Source organism: Leptospira ilyithenensis, assembly GCF_004771005.1.
In the GTDB taxonomy this organism is placed as follows: domain Bacteria; phylum Spirochaetota; class Leptospiria; order Leptospirales; family Leptospiraceae; genus Leptospira_A; species Leptospira_A ilyithenensis.
Window position 1 is genome coordinate 1 of record NZ_RQHV01000021.1, and the last position, 22166, is coordinate 22166.

23 protein-coding genes are annotated in these 22166 nt (G+C 40.5%); 7 read left to right on the forward strand and 16 right to left on the reverse strand.

Features of this window, described 5'->3' with window-relative positions:
• On the forward strand, positions 1-554 hold a 554-nt coding region (locus EHS11_RS03010; RefSeq protein WP_135762945.1), incomplete at its 5' end, for a DDE-type integrase/transposase/recombinase.
• Positions 555-589: 35 nt separating this feature from the next.
• Here EHS11_RS03010 and EHS11_RS03015 read toward each other — a convergent pair.
• The 3 genes from EHS11_RS03015 to EHS11_RS03025 are packed head-to-tail and all read right to left on the reverse strand — an operon-like array spanning position 590 to position 3006.
• Complete coding sequence (locus EHS11_RS03015) at positions 590-889, reverse strand: hypothetical protein (RefSeq protein ID WP_135762946.1); 300 nt, start codon at positions 887-889, stop codon at positions 590-592.
• Entirely contained in the window at positions 876-1877 is a 1002-nt protein-coding gene (locus tag EHS11_RS03020) for a hypothetical protein (RefSeq protein WP_135762947.1), read from the reverse strand. The genes EHS11_RS03015 and EHS11_RS03020 overlap by 14 nt, the downstream gene beginning before the upstream one ends.
• On the reverse strand, positions 1867-3006 hold the full coding sequence (locus tag EHS11_RS03025) for an AAA family ATPase (protein WP_135762948.1): 1140 nt from the start codon (positions 3004-3006) through the stop codon (positions 1867-1869). The genes EHS11_RS03020 and EHS11_RS03025 overlap by 11 nt, the downstream gene beginning before the upstream one ends.
• 289 nt (positions 3007-3295) lie before the next feature.
• Between EHS11_RS03025 and EHS11_RS20055 the strand changes: the two genes are divergently transcribed.
• Positions 3296-4825, forward strand: a complete 1530-nt coding sequence (locus EHS11_RS20055; protein WP_246047562.1) for a transposase — start codon at positions 3296-3298, stop codon at positions 4823-4825.
• On the opposite strand, the gene EHS11_RS03035 is transcribed toward EHS11_RS20055, so the two are convergent.
• Positions 4805-5665 carry a flagellar hook-basal body protein gene (locus tag EHS11_RS03035; protein ID WP_135762949.1) on the reverse strand — a complete coding sequence of 287 codons (861 nt, stop codon included), beginning with the start codon at positions 5663-5665 and terminating at the stop codon, positions 4805-4807. The genes EHS11_RS20055 and EHS11_RS03035 overlap by 21 nt on opposite strands.
• 118 nt (positions 5666-5783) lie before the next feature.
• On the opposite strand from EHS11_RS03035, the gene EHS11_RS03040 reads away from it, so the two are divergent.
• The 5 genes from EHS11_RS03040 to EHS11_RS03060 are packed head-to-tail and all read left to right on the forward strand — an operon-like array spanning position 5784 to position 11203.
• A complete protein-coding gene (locus tag EHS11_RS03040) occupies positions 5784-6146 on the forward strand; it encodes an RNA recognition motif domain-containing protein (RefSeq protein WP_135762950.1) in 363 nt (120 codons plus the stop codon).
• On the forward strand, positions 6146-7351 hold the full coding sequence (locus tag EHS11_RS03045; RefSeq protein ID WP_135762951.1) for an ATP-grasp domain-containing protein: 1206 nt from the start codon (positions 6146-6148) through the stop codon (positions 7349-7351). The genes EHS11_RS03040 and EHS11_RS03045 overlap by 1 nt, the downstream gene beginning before the upstream one ends.
• 3 nt (positions 7352-7354) lie before the next feature.
• Complete coding sequence (locus EHS11_RS03050; RefSeq protein ID WP_135762952.1) at positions 7355-7975, forward strand: class I SAM-dependent methyltransferase; 621 nt, start codon at positions 7355-7357, stop codon at positions 7973-7975.
• On the forward strand, positions 7968-8855 hold the full coding sequence (locus EHS11_RS03055) for a class I SAM-dependent methyltransferase (protein WP_135762953.1): 888 nt from the start codon (positions 7968-7970) through the stop codon (positions 8853-8855). The genes EHS11_RS03050 and EHS11_RS03055 overlap by 8 nt, the downstream gene beginning before the upstream one ends.
• A 5-nt stretch (positions 8856-8860) precedes the next feature.
• Positions 8861-11203, forward strand: a complete 2343-nt coding sequence (locus tag EHS11_RS03060) for a YhjD/YihY/BrkB family envelope integrity protein (protein WP_135762954.1) — start codon at positions 8861-8863, stop codon at positions 11201-11203.
• On the opposite strand, the gene EHS11_RS03065 is transcribed toward EHS11_RS03060, so the two are convergent.
• The 12 genes from EHS11_RS03065 to EHS11_RS03120 all read right to left on the reverse strand — a co-directional run bounded on the left by EHS11_RS03065 (position 11200) and on the right by EHS11_RS03120 (position 21611).
• The gene (locus EHS11_RS03065) at positions 11200-11688 is read right to left on the reverse strand and encodes a rod-binding protein (protein WP_135762955.1); all 489 of its coding nucleotides are present in this window, start codon (positions 11686-11688) and stop codon (positions 11200-11202) included. The two genes, EHS11_RS03060 and EHS11_RS03065, sit on opposite strands and share 4 nt — an antisense overlap.
• Positions 11689-11697: 9 nt before the next feature.
• Entirely contained in the window at positions 11698-12810 is a 1113-nt protein-coding gene (locus EHS11_RS03070; RefSeq protein ID WP_135762956.1) for a flagellar basal body P-ring protein FlgI, read from the reverse strand.
• Positions 12807-13544: a flagellar basal body L-ring protein FlgH gene (locus EHS11_RS03075; protein WP_135762957.1), complete on the reverse strand. Its 738-nt coding sequence runs from the start codon at positions 13542-13544 to the stop codon at positions 12807-12809. Before EHS11_RS03075 ends, EHS11_RS03070 begins: the two co-directional genes overlap by 4 nt.
• The gene (gene flgA / locus EHS11_RS03080; protein ID WP_135762958.1) at positions 13541-14473 is read right to left on the reverse strand and encodes a flagellar basal body P-ring formation chaperone FlgA; all 933 of its coding nucleotides are present in this window, start codon (positions 14471-14473) and stop codon (positions 13541-13543) included. The genes EHS11_RS03075 and flgA overlap by 4 nt, the downstream gene beginning before the upstream one ends.
• Before the next feature lie 22 nt (positions 14474-14495).
• Positions 14496-15293 carry a flagellar basal-body rod protein FlgG gene (flgG, locus tag EHS11_RS03085; protein ID WP_135762959.1) on the reverse strand — a complete coding sequence of 266 codons (798 nt, stop codon included), beginning with the start codon at positions 15291-15293 and terminating at the stop codon, positions 14496-14498.
• Between the two features lie 73 nt (positions 15294-15366).
• Positions 15367-15801 (reverse strand): dUTP diphosphatase, encoded by a 435-nt coding sequence (dut, locus tag EHS11_RS03090; RefSeq protein ID WP_167884330.1) that lies wholly within the window; start codon positions 15799-15801, stop codon positions 15367-15369.
• Positions 15801-17084, reverse strand: coding sequence for a M16 family metallopeptidase (locus EHS11_RS03095; protein WP_246047563.1), 1284 nt, complete (start codon positions 17082-17084; stop codon positions 15801-15803). The genes dut and EHS11_RS03095 overlap by 1 nt, the downstream gene beginning before the upstream one ends.
• 44 nt (positions 17085-17128) lie before the next feature.
• Positions 17129-19219, reverse strand: a complete 2091-nt coding sequence (gene pnp / locus EHS11_RS03100) for a polyribonucleotide nucleotidyltransferase (protein ID WP_135762961.1) — start codon at positions 19217-19219, stop codon at positions 17129-17131.
• A gap of 5 nt (positions 19220-19224) precedes the next feature.
• Positions 19225-19491, reverse strand: coding sequence for a 30S ribosomal protein S15 (gene rpsO / locus EHS11_RS03105; RefSeq protein WP_109019603.1), 267 nt, complete (start codon positions 19489-19491; stop codon positions 19225-19227).
• Positions 19492-19516: 25 nt separating this feature from the next.
• Entirely contained in the window at positions 19517-20452 is a 936-nt protein-coding gene (truB, locus tag EHS11_RS03110) for a tRNA pseudouridine(55) synthase TruB (RefSeq protein ID WP_135762962.1), read from the reverse strand.
• A 59-nt stretch (positions 20453-20511) separates the two neighbouring features.
• Positions 20512-21333 (reverse strand): sulfurtransferase, encoded by an 822-nt coding sequence (locus tag EHS11_RS03115; RefSeq protein ID WP_135762963.1) that lies wholly within the window; start codon positions 21331-21333, stop codon positions 20512-20514.
• On the reverse strand, positions 21330-21611 hold the full coding sequence (locus EHS11_RS03120; protein ID WP_135762964.1) for a Rossmann-fold NAD(P)-binding domain-containing protein: 282 nt from the start codon (positions 21609-21611) through the stop codon (positions 21330-21332). The genes EHS11_RS03115 and EHS11_RS03120 overlap by 4 nt, the downstream gene beginning before the upstream one ends.
• Positions 21612-22166: the final 555 nt, after the last annotated feature.

Genomic DNA, 22166 nt, shown 5'->3' on the forward strand with positions numbered 1-22166 from the left:
CAGGGGATTTGGTCTCTATGGATACTTTCATGGTCGGGACTTTAAAAGGAATAGGAAGAGTCTATTTGCAAACAGTAATCGATTGTCATTCCAGATATGCATGGGGAACACTTCATACATCTAAGATGCCGATCACCGCAGTCCAAACTTTGAATAATGAAGTTCTTCCTTTCTTTGAAGAGCACAACATTCCCATTAAAACGATTCTTACCGACAATGGACGTGAATATTGTGGAAGAGAAGACCAACATCCTTTCGAGCTTTTCCTTCAATTGGAAGACATTGAACATAGAACTACAAAAGTCAGGAGACCACAAAGCAACGGATATGTGGAGAGACTTCATAGAACTTTGCTTGATGAACACTTCCGGGTTGCAGGTAGAACTAACTTTTATGAAACCGTTGAGGAAATGGATAAGGACTTACAAGTTTATCTAAAATTTTACAATACGGAAAGATCCCACCAAGGTAGAAACATGAATGGAAGAATTCCTTATCAAGTTTTTCTGGAGGGTTGTCGAGAATTAGAACTAGAACCGGTAGAGAACATTTGACCTAAGTAAAGTTAGAGGATTGTGACCGGCGAATACTATATCTGTACATCTTTTATAATTCCAAATGTACGCATTTGACCATAAATATTTGATATCTCGGAATTAAGTTGCCTTATATACTCTTTACAAACATGAAAGTAAAGATCCTCTTGAGTATCTTCCAAAAGAATTTCAAACTTCCTTTTTTTTAATTGAATAATTAATTCGTTAAAACTGTTTTTTAGTGAGATGGTGTCATCAGATGTCAGAGCAATAGTAATTTCTTTTTCTGGGAAATTGATCTGTAAAAATGCTTTTTCTTCAGATCTAATGATTGCAGATTTAATTGTTTCCATATATGCCCTTCCTTTCTCCAAATGCATTCCTACCACCTTCTAGCGTGGTCATACTTTTTTCTTTCCAATCAAGCCAATCGTCTCCGTTTATAATTTTTAACCGATTTGAAAAAGGATTGCCTTGATAAGTTTTGTAACCTTCAGGTGTATGTTCTCGATAAATTGAATTATATGGTAATGTTCGAACTGCTATATTGGCATCATGCGTAGCTATCACAATACGCTTCCCACTTTTGGCCAGATCTTTAAGTATTGGAACAATGAAATCACTAATGAAATCATTTCCGAGACTTTTTTCTGGTTCATCAACCAAATATACATCTTTATCTTCCTTTAGTTCTTTTGCCAAAAGAATCATAGAAGATTCTCCATTTGAAGGTTTATACTCAGTGTGATTTAGTTCAAAAAATCTTTTAAACAAAACAAGATCCTTTATTGAAGTAATTTTTGCTGAATCATCTATACTTAATAACTCTGATAATGTTTCAAACAAATCTGCCTGGTATACTTTTTCTGCAAGAATGTTAATACATTTAGAAAATTCTTTTTCTGGAGATTTTGTGTTACTTGATAAATGTTTGAACTCACCATCCGATATATTTCCGTTTTGAAATTTAAAATCCGTGACACAAAACAATTTGCCCTTGTTCTCAAAATCCCAAACAAATTCAGTCCACTTTTTTATTGGTTTTTTTAAATTTGCCACGATTTTTTGGAGAGCTAAGTCTAGCTTGATTCTATTGCTGGCATATTCAAGAAATCCTGTACTTTGAGGTTTTTTAGGAACTCCGGTTTTCTTTGAAACTTCCAACGAAAAACATTTTATAGTGAAGTTAATAAGCTTTGCAGATTTGAAGATTTTGAATGCATCATATGTTTTATCTGACAGGTGGCTTTGTGCTTTAATTAAAACCTGGTTCAATTCATTAAAAAGTGCCTCTCCCAGAATAGTTTTATTGGAATCATTTCGGTTTAATTCAATTATCAAACTCTTTTTTCAAGTTAGTAGTATCTGATAAAGTTGATGATAGTTGATTCTCATCAATGGGAAGAATTTCTCTTATTATTAGCTTTTGTGCAATTTTGCTTGATTCTTGTTTACTATAGTGCTCTCTGTAACTCGTTAAATTTGCTATGTCAGCTTCTTCTGCGTTTCGAATAAATAATATTTCTTCTTTACAATCATAGATATCAGAATCAGAAAGATCCAATTCTATTTTAGAACCAGACAAATCATATCTCTTTACAAGGTTTTCAACATTTGACTCAAAAAGATTTGCCTTAATTCCTTTGTCATTGTAATACTTGCATATACTTTTAAGTATTTCTGTTTTTCCTGTTCCCTTTGATCCAAATAATATATTCACATCATCCCAGATATCGATTTCTATCGGAGACTCTCCTTTAAACGGAGTTAATTTAATTTGGCTTTTATTTTTTGACGCCAATAGAGTTTGTATTGTACTTTCGCTTTTATCTAAAAGAAGGCAAAATTGTTCGAAACTTTCTACTGGAAGTCTTAGCTCAGGTAATCCATTGGAAATTTTTAAGTATGCATCCCAATCCTGAACATCAGAGCCATAAATTGAATTATGCCCATGACTCACAAATATTCCTGCAGAAATTGAATCGGTAGCTTCTTTTATCACCCGATTCGGATTTTTGATTTCAGAAAGTAAAACTTCGATTGCAGCGTCTTCGATATTGGGTTTTTTATTATAATAGTGAGCGATATAAATAACATCTATATCATTAAATGCATTGGCAATTTTACTTATATCGATAATAAATTTATCTGGAGACTCATTATTAATCAAATTTAAAAGTATTTCGTTAAATGTATTTACTTGCTTTGGATTGGATATAACGATTAGGTGACCACGTTTATTTTCGTGGATAATATCAAGTTCGACACCTGGCCAAATTTGAAGATGTTCTGCTCTTAGTGCTAATATCTCATTAAATTGATCAATATCAAAAAGATTATGATTTGTTATTGCACAAATGCCGACATCGGAATTGGAAATTATTTCACAAAATTTCTTTGGTGTAATCTCACGGGTGTGAGCGTCACCTCTTTTAGTTTTTTTTGTGTGTATATGGATATCAATTTTCATATATTTTATCCTTATTAAATTATTTAAATTTGATTCATTGCGTTTTGCTTGGCTTTTCGATAACTCATTCTATTCGTCTTTCGTTTATTCTGATTTAAAATCCTGATGCAAAACTTACTTTTTTCTCCAAAGAATAGACTTTTTAGGCAGCTACTCGCCCTCTCAAAAGCCACATAACGATCACCCAAAACTAACAGAAGTCAACCTACAAATATGACTTTCCCAAATAATTCTTTACATTTTCTTGAAGATCAACTATATAGACTAACTCCTCTTTCGAGAATATTCTATGCAAAATACCTCAGATTCTCCTCTCTACAGCCAAATCTACAGGAAATCCTTGAATTTATTCAAAAAGGACATATCTCTTAGATACATTCCGCACAAAACCCCTCTTCTTTCACCACAACCTAACACCTACCTATCAAAAAAGGACTTATCCAAGCCTTACCCTTCTCCTAACCTACTTCTGGTAAAAGGCCCCTCTAGGAATCGATCCTATGAGAAAAAAACTGGGTATAAAAAAGGATCATCACTCCCTATCGCCATAACCAAAAGGAATCCTCAGAAAGGAGCCAAACTAACATCTCCCCTCGCCTTTAAAAAAGAAGTATCTTCTCTCCAGAATAACCTTTCCCTAGAAACCCCTTCAGGCTCCATTGTCCCGGATCAAAAAAGCCACCTTTATGAGAACCTTACAGATAGTATCTTTCTAGAATCAGAATCTTTTAAGGATTATAGGTATAAAAATACCTCAGGAATCCATACAGAGAAGTTCCAAAAACTTACCTTTAAGATCCTCTATGACCTCTATCCAAAATACTGTCCTAAGTGTGATGTCAAACTTTCCAAAGGAGTTAAGAATCGACCTGACTTAGTTCGTTGCCATAATAAGAACTGCCACCATCAAGTATCCAGACTCTCATACACTCCACTCCATCACTTCAAGCTCCCTATCTGGATGTTTGGATACATTTTAGAAGAATCTATCATTCAATTCCCAAAGGTTCTTACTTCAGTGGAGATAAGTAAAAGGTTAAGTATTTCATATAAGTCAGCTAGGCTTTTGAAGCAACGAATTCAGGTGTTTTCTTCACATCAGGTAGAAAAACTTAGAAGAATATATTATGATGATTTGAAGGAAACCTTCAAGGATGTCACTCTTCCCAAGGTAGAAGATGGTAAGGATATTAAGAAGCACTTAGGTAAGAAGCTCTATAGAAAAATACCTCATACAGACACCGCTGTCCTTTACTCAGCATCTCAAAGAAGTAATCAATTCAGAAAAAGGTTCAGGCATGGAGGTCTTACTGCTTCTATCTATCAAAGTGATTCGGTTGGAGGAAGGCAAATTGGCACCTTAGTAAGTACGATAGCTACTCAGAATGGATGTGTATTCTTTGATTCCATTCCTGATCAAAAGGCCAATACATTAGGACCACTTATTAGAAAAACAGTTCCTTATGAATCTCCTTTATTTAGCGATGAAGGGTATCCTTGGTTATATGGTATTTATAAGAAACATAGAGCCATTAATCACCAAGCTCATAGTAAAGATAAAAGATACAAACTCGCTCGCAATAGATGGAGCAAGTTATCAGTTCATAATCAGGTAGCTGAGGGAAATCAAAGGTTACTCAAGAGTGCTTTTAGTGCTTACTGTTATATAAAGCCACGCTATTCAACTCTTTATCTAAATGAACTCTCGTTTATTAAGTCCATTCAAGCTGTTGGGATGGATACACTAGTCACTGCTCAAAGGAAAGGAGTTGTGCCTAATGTATCTAAGATATATAACCTAACGTATAACTTCAAATAATCGACCAAGCAAGCTATCTTGGGTTTGCATTGTCTTGGAATTTGCTTCGTAAGCGCGATTCACTTCGATCATATCTACCATCTCGGTAACTACGGAGACGTTGGACGCTTCCAGAAAACCTTGCAAAATCTGAGGTTCCAGTCTTTCGGGAAATGCAGTCGGTTCACCTGACTCAGGAGTATCGGAGTAAAAAGAGTCCCCTTCTTTGTCCAGGTGGCGGGGATTTTCAACCGTCCGGATTTTTAATTTATCCAAAAACGCGGCGTCATCATATCTGTTCTCGGACACATTGGTTCCGTTTTTGGGGTCGGTTCCTATGCGCGCATTGATATACACTTCCCCATTTTCTTTTACCAAAAAATTTCCTTGGTTCACTTGGATCGGACCCTTCTCACCCAGAAGAGGAAAACCTTGGGGGGTGACTACAAATCCGTTTTTGTCCAATACGAAATTTCCACCTCGGGTCATTCGTTCCCCTCGGTTGGTTTGCACCATAAAGAAACCGGGGTTTTCGTTGCCAGGTTGGTCCTGAACCATAAGATCAAAATGATTGTCCGTTTTTTTCACGGCACCTTGTTCGAAACGGGTATAGACTTCATTGACTTCAGCGCCAAATCCGAGTTTACCGATCACGGGAGCGGTATCAAAGGAACCCATGGGAGTTTTGCCGATCCCGTCCTCCGAAAATCTGTGGAGCAACATCTCAGGAAAAGTTTTGAATACGGTCGTGTCCCTTTTGAAAGCGGTTTTATCAACGTTGGCAAGGTTGTTTGCAATAACATCCATTCTTACCTGTTGGGAAATCATTCCGTTAGCGCCTGTGTACAAACCACGAATCATATTCTATACCCTCTGGTTTTATATTCGGCCGATTCCGCAAGCTCCATAAGAGAAAATGGGACATAGTCAAAAAAGAGTTGAAGTTTTTTGAAAATCCGCTTTCATATAAGTAACCTCTATGAAGTTATCCATTGGCAACCTCCCCCAAAGTCTGAACGAAGACCAACTCAAGGCTCTGTTTTCTGCCCACGGTACGGTAACGAGCGTAAATATCAAACGAGACAAAATTACCAAGGTATCCTTGGGTTTTGGAACCGCAGAAGTAGAAGATTCATCTGCCGAAAAAGCAATCCAAGCTTTGAACGGAAAAGAAGTCGAAGGCAAAAAGATCGTAGTAGTCAAACATGAAGATTTGGCGAACCAGTCTTCCGGCACCGGCCAACAGAAAAATCTTCCACTCAACCAAAAATCCGCATTCGGAAAAACGGTTGGCGGTGGAAATACCGGCGTTCCGCGCAGAGGTGGGAATCGCGGGTCTTAGTGGCAAAGAAGCTTATCGGTAGTTTTATATCCATTGGAGCCGGCAAAAATCAACTCCCCCTGATACTTGCCGCCAAAGAACGTGGCTTGCATGTCATAGGAATCGATAAAAACTCCACAGCGGTGGGTTTCTCCCATTGCGATATAAGAATATTAGAATCTACTAAAGAATATAGAAAAATCCTTCATGCGATGAGTAGAGTCCCTATGACGGAAAAGCTCCAGGGTGTCGCAACAAGATCTTTCGGAGATGCCACCTATTCCGCTTCCTATCTTTCCGAAAAATTCAAACTCATTGGAAATCCGAGCACTTCCGTTTCCCTTTTCTCCAATAAGAAACAAATCAAATCCATCTTGGAAAAAAAAGGAATCCTTGTTCCCAAGACCCAGACAATCGGTTTGGAAAAAAAAGTTACAAAAAAAACGGAATTACCGAAGTTTCCGATTATCGTAAAACCATCGCTAGGTTTCGCAAAACGCGGAATTCAAATCATAGAAGAAGAAAAAGCTTGGACTGACCTGCAAAAAACGATCAAATCCGATCAGTGGATCGTTGAATCCAAAATCGAAGGAGATGAAGTCACTGCCTTGGGTTTTATAGTTTCATCCAAGTTCTACCTACTTTCACTTTCCGACAAAATCACTACTAAAGAGCCTCCCTTTTTGGAAGTCGCTCATATCACTCCCTCCGAAAGAATCGATATGGCAGGCGAAATCAAAATGATTTGCCAGTCCATAGTAAATTTGACAAAACTTAAAAACGGTCCCTTTGTCGCTGAATTTAAAATCAATTCCCAGGGAGATTGTTACCTCCTGGAATCCGCTCCCGAAGTTGGCGGAGAATTTCTCGCAGAACAATTGTTACCAAAACATTATGGTTATTCTTATTTCTCGGATCTTATTTCTCTTTATCTGGGGGAAAAACCAAAACCGAATTTTTTGCACAAACCGAAAGGAAAGGCGAAAAAAACGGCGATCATATTCCGTATTCCCCACAAAAAACAAAAGTTAGTTGGACAAGAGCCGGAATTGCAGCTTGCCGGCGGAGAATCCTTATTTTTCAAAGAAAGCCTTATCCCGGAAGGAGAATCTCTGGACAAACGGGAAGGCAATGCCCGTAGGCCCTTTGTTTACGGCATCAGCACTACTTCCGAAGTAGGAAACAGAGACTGGATCGAAAGCATTCAAGATAGAATGAACGGTTGATTTATGAAAAATGTTTGGGATGAACATTACCTAAAAAATAAATCAAAACTTTCCTATCCTGACGAAAATCTGATTCGAATGTTGTCAAGGGTAAATCCTCCCAACAGACAAGCACTCGACTTCGGATCGGGATCAGGCCGGCATATCCCTCTACTTCTCGGTCATGCTTTTCAAGTATCCGCCTCAGACTCTTCCATCGAGTCAGTTGCCCAAATCAAAGAACTTTCCCTTCCGGTCACTGTTCACCACACTCGCTCGCTTCCCTATCCGTTTTCCAAAGACCAGTTCGGACTAATCGTTTCCTGGGGTGTGTTTCATTACAATACCAAAGAGATCGCAAAAACAATGTTAATGGGTCTTTTCGATTCACTGGCTCCGGGCGGTTATCTCTTAGGTTCCATCAGAGCAAACACTGACACTCATTTGAAAATCAACGGGGGGCAAATGAATTTAGCCGATCTGAACGGCGGTTATGCGGAGACCTACTCGGAAGAAGATTTGAGAAATTTTTTAAAACCTTTCTCCGACGTGGAAATAGGTTATTCGGAAAGAACTCCTCTCGGACGTTTGGAGGAAAGAATCTGTCATTGGTTTTTCCAAGCAAAAAAATCAGTAAATGAGTGAAGCCTCCGATTTCCTAAACAGAGAAAACCCTTTCGACAAAACATCCGATTGGGATTTTTTATACACCACAACCGGAAACCATCCTGGGCTTTCCGTTTACAAATGCAAAGACCGTGAATGGCAAGCGATTTACCCGAGACCTCCCCAGAAAGAACTGTATTCTGAAGCATATTACAAGGGTAAGTCGGAATACTCTTATATTGACGAAAGAGAAACGGAAAAGTATCAATCTTATGTTTGGGACGCCAGAATCAAAAACATTCGGAAATTTATTTCCAAAGGTCATTTTTTGGATATCGGATCCTCCTTCGGAGGTTTTTTAAAAAGAGCCCAACTGAAAGGATTCACAGTCCAGGGTGTCGAGATTTCAGACTATGCTGCCGGTTATGCAAATGAAAACGGTGTCCCTACGTTTCACGGAACTTTTTTAGAGGCAAACTTTCCCGATCACTCTTTCGATGTAATCACTCTCATAGAAGTGATTGAACATCTGGAAAATCCAAAACTGATCTTCCGGGAAATCACACGCATTCTGAAACCGAATGGTCTTTTGGTTTTGCAAACTGCAAACTTCGAAGGTTGGCAGGCAAAAAAAGAAAAGGCAAATTACCATTATTATATGCCCGGCCATGTATACTATTACTCGGACAGTGTAATGAAAGAAATATTGACACGATTGAAATACGATCGCTTCATCTCTTATTTCGGAGTGGATTTTCCTCTCTCTGCCAAACTTCTAAAATCTAGAGGAAGTTTTAAAAGTATTTGGGATTACGCAAAATGGATTCGAATCGCATTTTACCATTTTCAGTCCAAACTTAAGAAAAATGGTTTTCCACTTACATCCAGTTATGTACTTTATGCTTTCCGTTCCAGGTAGGTTTTATGAATACAATTCCAGCGCATCCATTACTCATCAAGATCACTACGATTCCTGAAAATCCTGGCTGGAAACGAAAACTTATTTTATCTCTTCGCATCCTGCTTGTTTCCATTCACCGTTTTACAGTCGATGATTGTCTGATGAAAGCATCGGGACTAGCTTATACAACAATTGTCACACTTGTTCCGACTCTTACGGTTGCTTTCGCACTACTCACAGTTGCATCGGGAATACAAACCCGCCAAGATGAGATCTTCCATGATGTAAATAGTTTCCTATTGAAAAACAATATCCAATTCGATATCACTCCTTATTGGGAGACTTTGAGTGATATCATCAATACCGCGTCCCAAATCGGTGCGATCGGGTTTATAGTCTTTATCTTTTCTGCAACAGCTGTTTTGCGGTCTTTGGAAAAAACATTCCATTCCATTTGGAGAATCGAGTCTCATCGAAGTTTTATCAATAAATTTGTTTTCTATTTTTTCCTGATTACATTTGGGCCGCTTATTTTTGTGGTGGGAAAAGGAATGTCGGACAAGATCTCCGATTCAATCCGCCCTCCTCATCTCAAATCAATCGTGTACACCGAGGACGGTAAAATCTGGGTAGCAGGTGATAAAGGGAATATAGGAACAATCACCGATCTGAAAGAAGACATCCGTTTCATTCCCAATGACGCGGTCGATTATGAAAATATGTTATGTGTGGATTTCAATCTGATTGAAACGGGTACATGCAAAAAACCGAATATATACAAAGAGAATTTTTTCAGAATCCGTTCTTCCGGAAATTACCTCTATACCATATCTGAGGAAGGTAGTTTTTTATTTTCCCACGATCTTGGAAAAAATTGGAATCTCCATTCTTTCAAAAATATTTTTATCAAAGATTTCGGCATCTCAAATGATAACACTGTTTTTATTTTAACGGAAGATACAAGAACTCTCAGATATGATATAGGTTCGAAATTACAAGAGCTAAAAAGATTTACGGACAAGTCTATTACTCCTGTTAAAGTAAGATTCTTTACAGACATTGACGGTTTTATTTTAGATAAGGAAGGAAGGCTTTGGAGAACTACCGATGGCGGAACCAATTTTACATTTCAAGTCATCTCCAAGAAAACCCTGAACGATATTTTCTTTTTAGACAGAAACACCGGTTTTGTGGTAGGCGACAACGGAGCGATATTCAGATCCAAAGACGGGGGAAATACCTGGCAGGACTTCAATCACAAAAAACATTCTTATGAAAGAGTTTGGATGTTCAAGTCTCCTAAGATCCAGGATTATGATCTGTTTGTATTAAACAGTTTGGGAGATATTTTAATTTCGGAAGACGAAGGTTCATCCTGGTCAGTCGCTTATAAATCCAAAGGAGGAGATATCCTGGATTTGATTCATCTCTCCAAACAGGAATTGCCTGCAAATGACAAAGCGAGTGCGGAGACAACGGATCCGGAGGACCAGCACGGAGAAGAGGTATCCCAGCTCAATGAGAGAATGTTGGGGATCGTAGGAGTCGGCGAATACAAAAAACTGATCCGAATTGAGAATGATAGTAAAGGAAATACCGTCTGGAAAAAATACCAAGGTGGGGCGAAGGTTTTCTCCTTATACTTTTTATTCCAGATCATTCTGCCGCTTATAACCGTTTGGCTGTTTTTCCTAATGCTCTATACTTTAATCCCCAATACAAAAGTTCCCTTAAAAGCCGCTTCCATAGGAGCCGCCATCACCGGTATCATACTGATCCTGTTTTTCTGGGGCTTTCTCAATATATACATCACTTCTTTCACTGAAAAAACAATGTTGATCTACAAGGCTTTGGCAGCCATCCCTATCTTTCTATTGACTATCTATTGTTTCGGACTCATCGTTTTATTCGGAGCGGAAGTGACTGCAACACTACAATTTCCGGACAGATATCTGCTCCCCAGCCACCCATTCGAAGACATCGACACATTCGTCAAACACGAGTTTTATCATGCGATCCGATTTATGGCGAATATATACGATTACCAGGATAAAAAAGGAAAGTTAATCAGTGTTTCCGAATTAGGAAAAAAAATGATGATCCCGACCAAGGATCTGAGCTTTATCCAATCGTCTTTGGAAAAGGCGGATTTCATATCCATCTCAGACAAAGGAAAAATTTCACCTGTCAAATTGAAAGAGCAGATCACCCTTTTGGATTTGTACAATGAAACGGTTTCATTTACTTTGGGTGCTCCTCCTGATCCGAGCACAAGTTTGTCCATGGCGGGAAAAGAGTTACAATCGATTGAATCCGGACTAAAAGAAAGACTCGGATCGATTAATTTAAAACAATTACTTACTTAATTGTATTTATTGGATTTGGCCGGCGGCAACGTAGCAGACATTTGTCTGTAGATTTGTTCCGCCAGTCCCATGGATTCATTTTTGGAAATGTCTTTCGCGTATTCATCATAAAGCATATCTTCAAAAATCTCTTCCGCATAACCGCCATCAATCAGCTTTTCCTTATGAACGGAATTTTTCATTTCTTTCAACATCATCTTAACGAATACGGATTCGAATTCCACTGACGCATCATATAATTTTTTACGATAAGGATCATTTGAAATTTCTTCTCGAATGTTCTGAGTCACGGTCAAACTGGAAGAACTCACTTTACCGGAAAGATCCGATCTTTCTTCCATCAGTTTTTGAAACTCCGTTCTGTTTGCAGAAGAATTTTTCCCGGACTCTGCGCTCTTTTTAGCAGAATCCATTCGGTGAAGCATTTGGTCTTCTTTGGAACGGGAAATTCTTCCCGAATAATCTTGAACTGAAAATATATCCATAATTTTCTCCTACTGAATGATTAGCTCTGCCCGTAGAGCTCCCTGCTTCTTTAATGCTTCCAGAATGGAAATGATATCTTTCGTAGAGGCGCCCACTTTGTTCAAAGCAGCTACTACGTCAGAAACTTGAGTGGCTTCTTTCAAAACAAAAACTGATTCCCCTTTCTCCTGTTCCTGAATGGGAAAAAAATAACGCATCTTTTGGGTATTGGCAACCTGAATCGTCAAACCTTGTTGGGAAATCGCCACTTCATCAATAGCAATATTTGCCCCCATAACAATGGTTCCTGTTCGTTCGTTGATCACTACTCTTGCAACACTATCGGGAGTGATCGGGAGGTTTTCCAGTTTGGCCAAAAATGCCAGATTCATTTTCGGTTCAGATGCTTTCGCATCTTCCGGCTGCGATACATTAGGTGTCACGGGAACGGGTACTAAAATCTCAGTTGCGGAAACCACTTCCGGAGTGACGCCCAAATTGGAACTAATCGCATCTACAATACTATTCATTGTAGAATAATCTTTATCCATCAGTGAAATCTTGATATGTTTTATGATGGGAGCATTGGGAATCGATTTTTCAAGTATGCCTCCGCCCGGCACAAAACCTGTATTAGATCCTATTTTTTTATCTGCATTCCCTTTTGATTTTTTGTCCTTACCACCAAAGATAAGAACACCCGATGCCACAGCAATAGTATCTCCATTACCAGCTTTTAAAGGAGATTGCAAAAGAACTCCTCCTTCCAAAGAACGGGCATCTCCCACGGAAGAAACAAGTATGTCGATCCTATCCCCTTCTTTCAAATGAATGGGAATGTTTGCAGTGATTAGCACGCTAGCAGTGTTTCTTGCTTCCCGAAGGGACTTCTTCGTATTTACGCCTAACTGTGCTAAGTAATTTTGCAACGCCTCTTCCGTGAGAGGATTTTTTGTATCGCCTGTTCCGTTCAGTCCTACTACAAGACCAAAACCAGTAACTTGATTTTCTCTGATAGCGTTGATCTTTGCAACGTCTTTCAAACGGGTTTCCACCGCAAAAAGAAGATCGGAAAATCCGAGTACAATCAAAACTGCAAGTAGAGATCTATAACTTTTGCAAGTATTAAAGAATGAATTCATTCGTTGCTTTCTCCGAGTACTCGTTTGATTGTTTTCAACAGTATTTCTTGTTTTTCCAAATCGGAAAGTTCCGCTTTACGAGTGGTGGTTCCATCCGGATTCGTAATCGTCTTCATTTGAATATTGGGCGAATTCAATTCCTTAGGATTGAGAGTTCCCTGAAATTCCAATCGAAAGTTTGCAACAAGGTCACTTGAGATATTACGGTTTTTGTCCAAGTCTTCGGGAGAAATCGTTCCTGATAAACGAAGATTGATCCTTTCTTCTCCGTAATTATAAGTCTTCGATCCTTCCAGTTCCAAATTTCCCGATCCGGGATCAATCCCTGTTACAAGAACAGCCATAATCCCAAGAACTTTCGCGTTGGTTTTGGACTTTCCCACTTTGGATCGCATAAACGTACTATTTGTGTTATACGATGGTAAATCGGAGATTAATTTTTTGTCAGGAACCGTTTTGATATCATTATCGAAAGTCGCTTTGTATTCGGACTCGTATTCCACTTTGAAACCTGTTTTTAAAACCACTTTCACAACTGTGCCGGGAGACACGGACTTGGGATAAGAATACGGATCTTTGTCTTTCCAAAGAGAATCCGCATAGAGCGCCGATTTTTCTCCCTCTTCCCTGGTTTGAAATAAACCGAAAAAATCCGAAAAAACAAAAGAGCAAACGACGAATAACATGATTTGTATTGAGATTTTAAATGAAAATTTAAGAATACGGATCATCATTCGGACTCCAGCAAACAGATACCAGGCGATTGAATTTTTCCTTCCAATTTTTTATTGGAAGTGATATTGAGAAGGCTGATTTTATCCCCTTCGTTTCCCGATTCCAAAGCTCTGGAACGTGCCTTGATCATTATATTTCCGATCGTATAAACAAGCTGGACTTCTTGTCCTCTTTCTACCATATGAAGCAAACGAAGTTGTTTTTTCTGAATGGGTTTGTCGGTTAAAATTTCATTCAGTGCTGTCTTTCCGATAGGATTGTTTAGATCGTATTCTTCGAAAGAATCGGAACTGAAGAAAGATCGTTTTTCCACATCATCTTCAGTGATGATTTGTTTGGAATCAATGAGTCGTTTCGCAAACCAAGCTTCTTTTTTTTCTTCAATAACAAACGTAAGTGGATAGGAATGAATGAGTCCGTTTTCGGAATGCAGATCCAAAGGAAAAATTCTTTTTCCTCCGTGAAATTTATTTCCCATCCTTCTCCAAACAAGTTCCACACTCGTGGAAGGAATTTTGATTTCGCTTCCTTCGTAGTGAATTCTAAATTGATTTTCATCCAATCCGTAACTGTCCTGCAGATACTCACGGAGTTTTGTTTCGAGCTGACCCGCAGAAACCGGTTTCACCAAAGGAAGAACCAAGGTTTTAGTTCCCTTTACTTCCCAATCCGATGAATCCCCTGATTCCTTCGAAGCCGAGTTCAATCGGGAACTTACATCTTCCGGCTTTAAAAACAAAGGAGACTTTACGTTTTGATATAGAACCGGATTCCAGGTGGATTTCCAAGAAAATAAATCATTCGCATATACCTCTTCCGAGTGAACGATGATTTTATTCTTTAAATATAATTTTTGAGTTTGGGATTCGGATGCGAACAAAAACGAAGCGAAAAACCCGAATATCAAAATCCAAAATAACTTTCTCATGATTCTATATCTTTTCTTTATCTTATCGTTTTAAGCCGATCGCCGTAGAAAGCATGTTATCCGAAGTCTGAATGGTTTTGGAATTGGATTCATATGCTCTTTGAGCTACGATCATATTCACCATCTCTTCCACGATTTTCACATTACTCATCTCGAGAAAACCTTGTAATACTCCGCCGTATCCTTCTTGTCCGGGCATTCCCGGAATCTCAGAACCGGATGCTACTGTTTCACGAAAAAGGTTTTTTCCCACTGCTTGCAAACCTGCCGGGTTTACAAATCGGTAGAGTTCAATCTGTCCGATCGTTGTCGGACGAATGTCATTTCCGATTTTTACAGTCACTTCTCCCTCTTCCGCAATGGAAAGAGTATTGAGAATTGCGTTTTCAGGCAAAATGATAGGAGGTTCCAATAAATAGCCGTTAGAGGTCACAACTTGTTGGTTGGAATCGATTTTGAAAGACCCGTCTCTGGAATAGGAGAATGTTCCGTCAGGCATTTGGATTTTGAAAAAACCCATTTCACCGGTAAGTGCCAAATCAAGTTTATTGCCTGTAGCTTGAAAAGAACCGATTTCGAATAACTTCTGTGTGGCGGCAACTTTTACACCATGACCCACATTCACACCGGTAGGAATTTCCGAAACGGAACTCGCAGGGGTGCCCGCTAGTACCTGGTGTTGGTAAACTAAATCTTCAAAATCAACTCGGTTCTTTTTAAATCCAGTTGTATTAACGTTTGCAAGGTTGTTGGCAACGGTATCAATGTGAAACTGTTGCGCAGTCATTCCGGTAGCGCCGGTCCAAAGTGACCTCATCATACAAAAGCACCTCTTTCGAAACCTATCGGTCGATCTCCGAAAAAGAGTAAGTGTCTTTTTTACGATTTATGTCTTATTTTCCGGTGCTTCCGAAGCCGCCTGTTCCCCGATCCGTATTTTCCAAGGTAGGTACCACATGAAATGCAATCACCTCATAACGTTTGATCAGAAGCTGAGCGATTCGAGTCCCGTTTTCCAGTAGAAAATCCGATTTTCCCAGATTCAAAAGAGGAACAAAAATCTCCCCTCGATAATCCGAGTCCACTGTTCCCGGTGCATTCGGCATAATGATTCCATTTTTGGTAGAGAATCCTGATCTGGGCCGCACTTGGCCTTCAAACCCCATAGGGATCGCAAAGGCAAGGCCAGTAGGGACTAATACCACCTCGCCTACAGGTAAAGTGACTGAAGCTTCCAGACAGGCACTGAGGTCATAACCTGCGGCACCGTCTGTTTTTCTTTCCGGTATGGTAGCTTTTGGATTTAGGATTTGGATGGATACTTGGATCATAATGAGGTAGGTATTTTTTGAAACGCGGATTCGCTCATATCTCCCACGCAGGAGAGATGCAGTTTTGGAATGGAGAAAGTGAGTTTTGCTCTTTCATTCAATTCGTCAAGGCTGACGGATTTCAAAGCTTTCATCCTTTCTTCCAAAGAATAGTATTTTCCAAAATAAATATCCTGGAGGCCGATATTATTCATTCGATTTTCCGGCAATTCGTACCCGATCGCCATTCCACCCAATTGGTTGGATTTGGCATCTTCTAATTCGCGTTCGGTGAATCCGTTTTTTACAAGCGCATCCAGCTCCTTTAAAATCAAACCGACACATTGGTTTGCCTTTTCCTTGGAAGTCGCACAAGAGATGGAAAAAAGCCCTGTCGAACGATAAAAGGAAGGAAAGGAATAAATGGAATAACAAAGTCCTTCTTTTTCGCGTATGTTTTGAAAAAGTCGGGAAGCCATTCCTCCTCCGAGGATCGTAGACATGAGTTGAGTCACAGTCACATCTTTGAAATTCCGAGGAGTTCCGTTCGCTCCGAGCATGATATTGAACTGCTCTATCTTTCTACGGGAAAGATGTTTCGTATAATGTTTTTTAGGTGTAGGCAATACGATTGGATTGCTTTCTTTTCCCTTGGGATTTTCAAAAGGAAAATACTTGCGGGCAAGTCGCAAAACTTCGTCCCATTTGAAATTTCCCGAAACAGACAATACCATATTCGAAGGGAAATAATGTTTTTCATAAAATTTACGGATCGACTTCCGGGTAACACCTGTTACGGAATCTTTGGTCCCGATAATATCGCGGCCGTAATGGGATTTTCCGAATATATTTCTGAAATAATAGTCATATACAAAATCATCCGGTGCGTCCTCGTAAGAACGCATTTCCTCAATGACTACGCCTTTCTCCACTTTGATATCTTCTTCCCGAAACAAGGGACGGTAAATCATATCGGATAAAATATCGAAGGCTAGCTCCGCTTTGTCTTTGATGGAGATCACATAATATTGTGTGTATTCTCTACTGGTGGAACCATTGAGTATCCCGCCCACTCTCTCAATCTCAGTTGCGATTTGTTTGGATGTTCTGTTTTCCGAATCTTTAAAGAGCATATGCTCCAAAAAGTGAAAATAACCTAACTCCTGCTTGGTTTCAGCAAGGGAACCTTCTTTGACAAAGAGGCCGACTCCCATGGAAGCCGCGTGTTTCATGGGTTGGAATAAAACTGTTAAACCGTTGGGAAGAACTGTGCGATAGAAATCGTCAGACGAAGAAGGCAAAATACCTACCTTTCCCTCCTTCCTAAGGAAGAAGGGAGAATGTTTTAGTTGTCCAGCAGAACGTCTTTTCGGGAAAGATCGATCTTTCCTGTTTTATCAACAGAGATGACCTTCACTTGAATCTTTTGACCTTCCGATACGATATCCCGAACGGATTGAACTCGTTTCACATCCAGTTTGGAAATATGGCAAAGACCTTCTTTTCCGGGAAGGATCTCTACAAATGCACCAAAGTCTGCGATACGTTTGATGGTTCCTTCGTAAATTCTTCCTACTTCGATCTCTTCGAAAATTCCGTCGATCATTGCAATCGCTTTCTCTTTGGAGGTTTCGCTTGGAGATGCAATCGTTACTTTACCGCTATCGTCCACAGAGATCTCTGATCCGGATTGTTCGATAATGGCACGAATCATTTTTCCGCCCGGACCAATGAGCTCGCCGATTCTATCTTTAGGAATTTGTTTCAAAGTGATACGAGGAGCATTGGAAGAAAGATCGTCTTTTACGCCGGAAATCGCTTTATTCATTTCCCCGAGGATATGATCACGACCAACTTGCGCTTGTTCTATGGCTTTTTGCAAAACTTCCAAACCAAGACCGTTTACTTTCAAGTCCATTTGGAAAGCAGTGATCCCTTTTTTGGTTCCTGCCAGTTTGAAGTCCATATCACCGAAATGATCTTCAATCCCTGCAATATCGGATAATACCGCATAACGGCCTTTTTCGTCCGAAAAAAGTCCCATCGCAATCCCGGAAACGGGAGCGTGAATGGGAACACCACCTGCCATAAGAGCAAGTGTTCCGGAACAAACGGACGCCATGGAAGAAGAACCGTTGGATTCTAAAATTTCGGAAACAACACGGATCACATAAGGAAAGTCAGTTTGCGAAGGAAGAACTTTTTTCAAAGCCCTCTCTGCCAAATTTCCATGTCCGATCTCACGTCTTCCGGGGCCGGAAGATCTTCTCACTTCCCCGACGGAGAACGCAGGGAAATTATAATGAAGCATGAAGTTCTTTTCTTTTTGACCTTCCAAAGTCTCATAACGTTGGTTATCCGAAGTACTTCCCAAGGTGATCACTCCCAAAGACTGGGTTTGACCTCTTGTGAAAACGGCAGATCCGTGAGCTCCGGGAAGAACATCTATCTCACATGAGATAGAACGAATTTCGTCTGTTTTTCTTCCGTCAAAACGAATCCCGTCATTTAATACAAGTTCGCGGACAACTTCGTATTCCAACTCATGAAGGAAATGTTTGATGTCTTTGGTTTTGTCTTCGGGAGTCAAAAGCTCTTTGAAGTGTTTTACCGTTTCATCATTGATCTTTTTGATGTCTTCGTTGCGTTTTGCTTTTTCCGCGTTTTTGTTCGCAGCAGTGAGTTTTGCCAAAGCAAAGTCACGAATTTTTGCATGAAGGTCTTTGTCAGGAGCTTTGAGAACCACATCTTTTTTAGTGACTCCCAATTTTTTAACGAGGCTTTCTTGCAATTCAACAGCCACTTTCAACTGTTCTTGAGCAAATCGAAGAGCGTTCATCATATCCTCTTTGGATATTTCCTGTGCTTCTCCTTCGATCATTACGATGGCATCTTTGGTTCCTGCAACGATCAAATCCAGATCGGATCTGCTGATTTCTTCGTTCGTAGGGTTGAGAATAAACTCTCCGTCGATTCTTCCGATCCTTGCACCGGCAATAGGGCCTGCAAAAGGAATGGGAGAAACGGAAAGCGCCGCAGAAGCTGCGCTAATCGCGTGTCCGGCCACTGACACTTGTTTGTCTGCGGAAAGAACTTGGACTTGTAATTGTACTTCTGAAAAGTACCCTTCCGGGAACATCGGGCGTATCGGTCTGTCGATGATACGAGATAATAGTACTTCGTGTTCGGGAGGCTTTGCTTCTCGTTTGAAGTATCCACCGGGGAAACGTCCAACCGAGTACAACTTCTCTGCGTATTCGCAAGTTAGGGGGAAAAAATCTTGTCCTTCTTTTGGTTCGTCTGCCGCACATACTGTAGCAAGTAAAACCAAATTTCCAGTCTTATATACAACCGACCCATGAGCTTGTTTCGCCCATTTGCCGGTTTCGATGGTGATAGAGTCTCTACCCCATGAGCCGGTGAACTCTGTAGCCATAGGAATTATTTCCTAAGGCCGAGTTTTTCAATCAGCTTTCTGTAACTATCTATATTAGATCTTTTAAGGTATTCCAAAAGACTCTTTCTTTGGTTCACCATAGCAAGGAGACCGCGTCTAGAGTGGAAATCCTTTTTATTTGTCTTAAAATGTTCAGTAAGATCCTTGATTCTAGAGTCAAGTAGGGCAATTTGTACTTCTGCAGATCCAGTATCATTTGGTTTGCTACCGTGAGTGGCAATGATCTGCTGTTTTTGTTCTTTTGTGATCATATTTCCTCCAAATTCTAAAAACCCTTCAATTAGAAAACATAATTTTTTGAGAAGGATTAAAAAATACTTTCCTGTAACGATAGGGCAAATGGGCTGACTTGTCTTCATACTTGCACCAGGCCAGGATTTGTTCCGTTCTTTCTTCCAGCAGGTAAAACCCGGTTTCCGTAGCCTTAGGCAGTTTGTCCCAGATATATCCTCCATGGATCACTGCAATGGACTCTCTCTCATCCAGGTATCTGTAGGGAAGCGGTAGAATCTCCTGCCAAGTGCGGGAGTCTTCAAAATCTATGGTTTCATAGGGAAGAGAACCTTCCAATCCCCAAGGGCCGATGGTTTCCCGCACCAATCTCCCCAGTTGGAGGGGAACCCCCCAAAGATCGGAAAGGTCCATTACAATCTTGCGGATGTAAGTCCCGGAACTTACATGGACTCGAAAAGAAAAACCTCTTTCGTTCGGCTCCCCGTCCCAAACTTTATGAACCCGAATCTTTCTTGTTTTTTCTTTTACCTTTCTGCCTCGTCTGACATGATCGGATTGCCTCATCCCGTCCACCTTGAGTGCGGAAAGTAAAGGTGCTGTTTGTTCCGTCCAGGAAGTGATTTTTTGCAATTCGGAGGAGATGGCGTCTTTGGAAAATGTTTCGCTGGCAAGAGAAGATTTTGTTTTTTCCAAGGGCCATTCTTCTATAATGTTTCCATCCGGGTCTCCCGAATCCGTTCTTCTTCCTACAATTACTTCTGCGTAATAGGATTTGTCCAGACCGAGGAATAACTCAGAAAAGGCGGTATAATCGCCAAAAGGAATAATGAGAAGTCCTTCCGCAAACCGATCCAAAGTTCCTGTATGACCGATCGAATCCAAATGCAAACGTTTCTTCAAACGAACGACCACATCGGAAGAAGTCAATCCGTCGGATTTGTTTACAAATAAATAACCGGACCTTTCGTTGAGAGCCATCGCTTTAGAATAAATCCCTCCCCAACCCCCGCGTCAAATAGATTGTAAGCGAAAAAGGTTTACGGTTCCCGTTTTCCTTTGGGGCGACTAGGGTCTTTCCCCCATTCATTCCATGATCCATCGTATAAGTTTGCATCTTTTCTTCCTAGTAATGCAAGCGCTGTCATTGGAACCGTGGCAGAGGCTCCTCCATTGCAATACAACATGATCTTTTCAGGAAGTTTTTCCGAATCTATCCCTGCTTCCAAGAAAGCTTTTTTCAACTGATCGATCGGATGAAACTTTCCCGTTTCCGGATCGATCAGAGTCGGATGAGGTAGATTGACTGCTCCGGGGATAAACCCGTTTGCATATACTTCCGGCCGCCTAGCATCAATTAAAAGAGTGTCCGAAGATCGGAACTGAACTTCATCTGCAGTCAGTCTCAATTGGGTACGTATGTTCGGAGTAAAATTCGCTTTCGGATAAGAAGGTATTTCCGAAACGACAGGCTTTCCTTCCGATTTCCATAATTTTAATCCGCCATCCAAAATCTTAACATTCTCGTGGCCATAATAACGCAATGCCCAAGCCAATCTTCCTGCAAACATAGTGTTATGATCATCATAAGCAACAACCAGACTGTCGTCGCCAATGCCTAAACTTTCCATCAACGATTTGAATTTTTTAGAAGGAGCGATATTGATGGGAACCGGATCATTCAAATCGACTATATCTTTTGTCCAGTCGACAAATACCGCGCCCGGGATATGTTCTTTCAGATAGGCATCTTTTTCCGCATGATACCTAGGTTCAGAAAGTTCCACTCTTCCCCTGATATCTACAATCCGAACTTCTGCATTTCCCAGCTGAGAAAAAAGCCAATCTGTGCTAACAATCATATGGATCCTAAGTTCGGTCTTAAGACGTTCTTCCCCCAAAGCTCTATTGTCGTCGAGGTAGTGGTTCGAGGAGAACGTTCTCCTTCCACTTCTCTGGGCAAATGCATAGACCGATAGATCTCGGTATAACCAAGTGCTGCCGCCTTTGTCACTCCTTTGTCTATTAGGTTTTGAAAAAAATCCTCCAGACTGATAAATACATATCTTAGATCCAAATCTGCCGCTTTTCCCAATCGAATGGCTGCTTCCTCAAATGTAACATCTTCCGCACCATGCAAAACATGGATTTGTTATCCGGACCAATCCCGATTCAAAAGATATCGGGAAGCAACTTCAGCAATGTCGGAAGTTGCGATGTCGGGGCGACCTCTCGTATCCTTCGGATCCGAGACCGGGCTACTTCGGGCTCGCGGATTCCCGCTCGGTCGCGCAATACGCGACCTGGCCCTGCGTATCCCTGGTCGTAGAGGATGATCGTTAGTTGTTAGGTCACATATCCCCTGGCCATTCTTGACAACTCACAGGGTGAGAATGTGAACTGGACGGCAAGCGTCCAGACTCACAGACTTGCAAGGAAACATCTATCTTGCTTTTAAGAGAAGAATGGATGATCTATGTTAGTTTGGACCTCGCATCTTTTTTGTCCGAGGCAAGACTCTTTTTATAAGATCGTTTTAGGTATACTATCCCCGCCCTAATGAGACTGGGTGGGGTTAACCACAAAGCCACCCAATGAGTTCCAACTAACATATTCAGCTCGAACCGGCAATTCCTCTTTGTATTTTCCTAAAAATTCTTAAGGAAAGTTCGCCTTTTGCCAGGTGAGCCGTGAG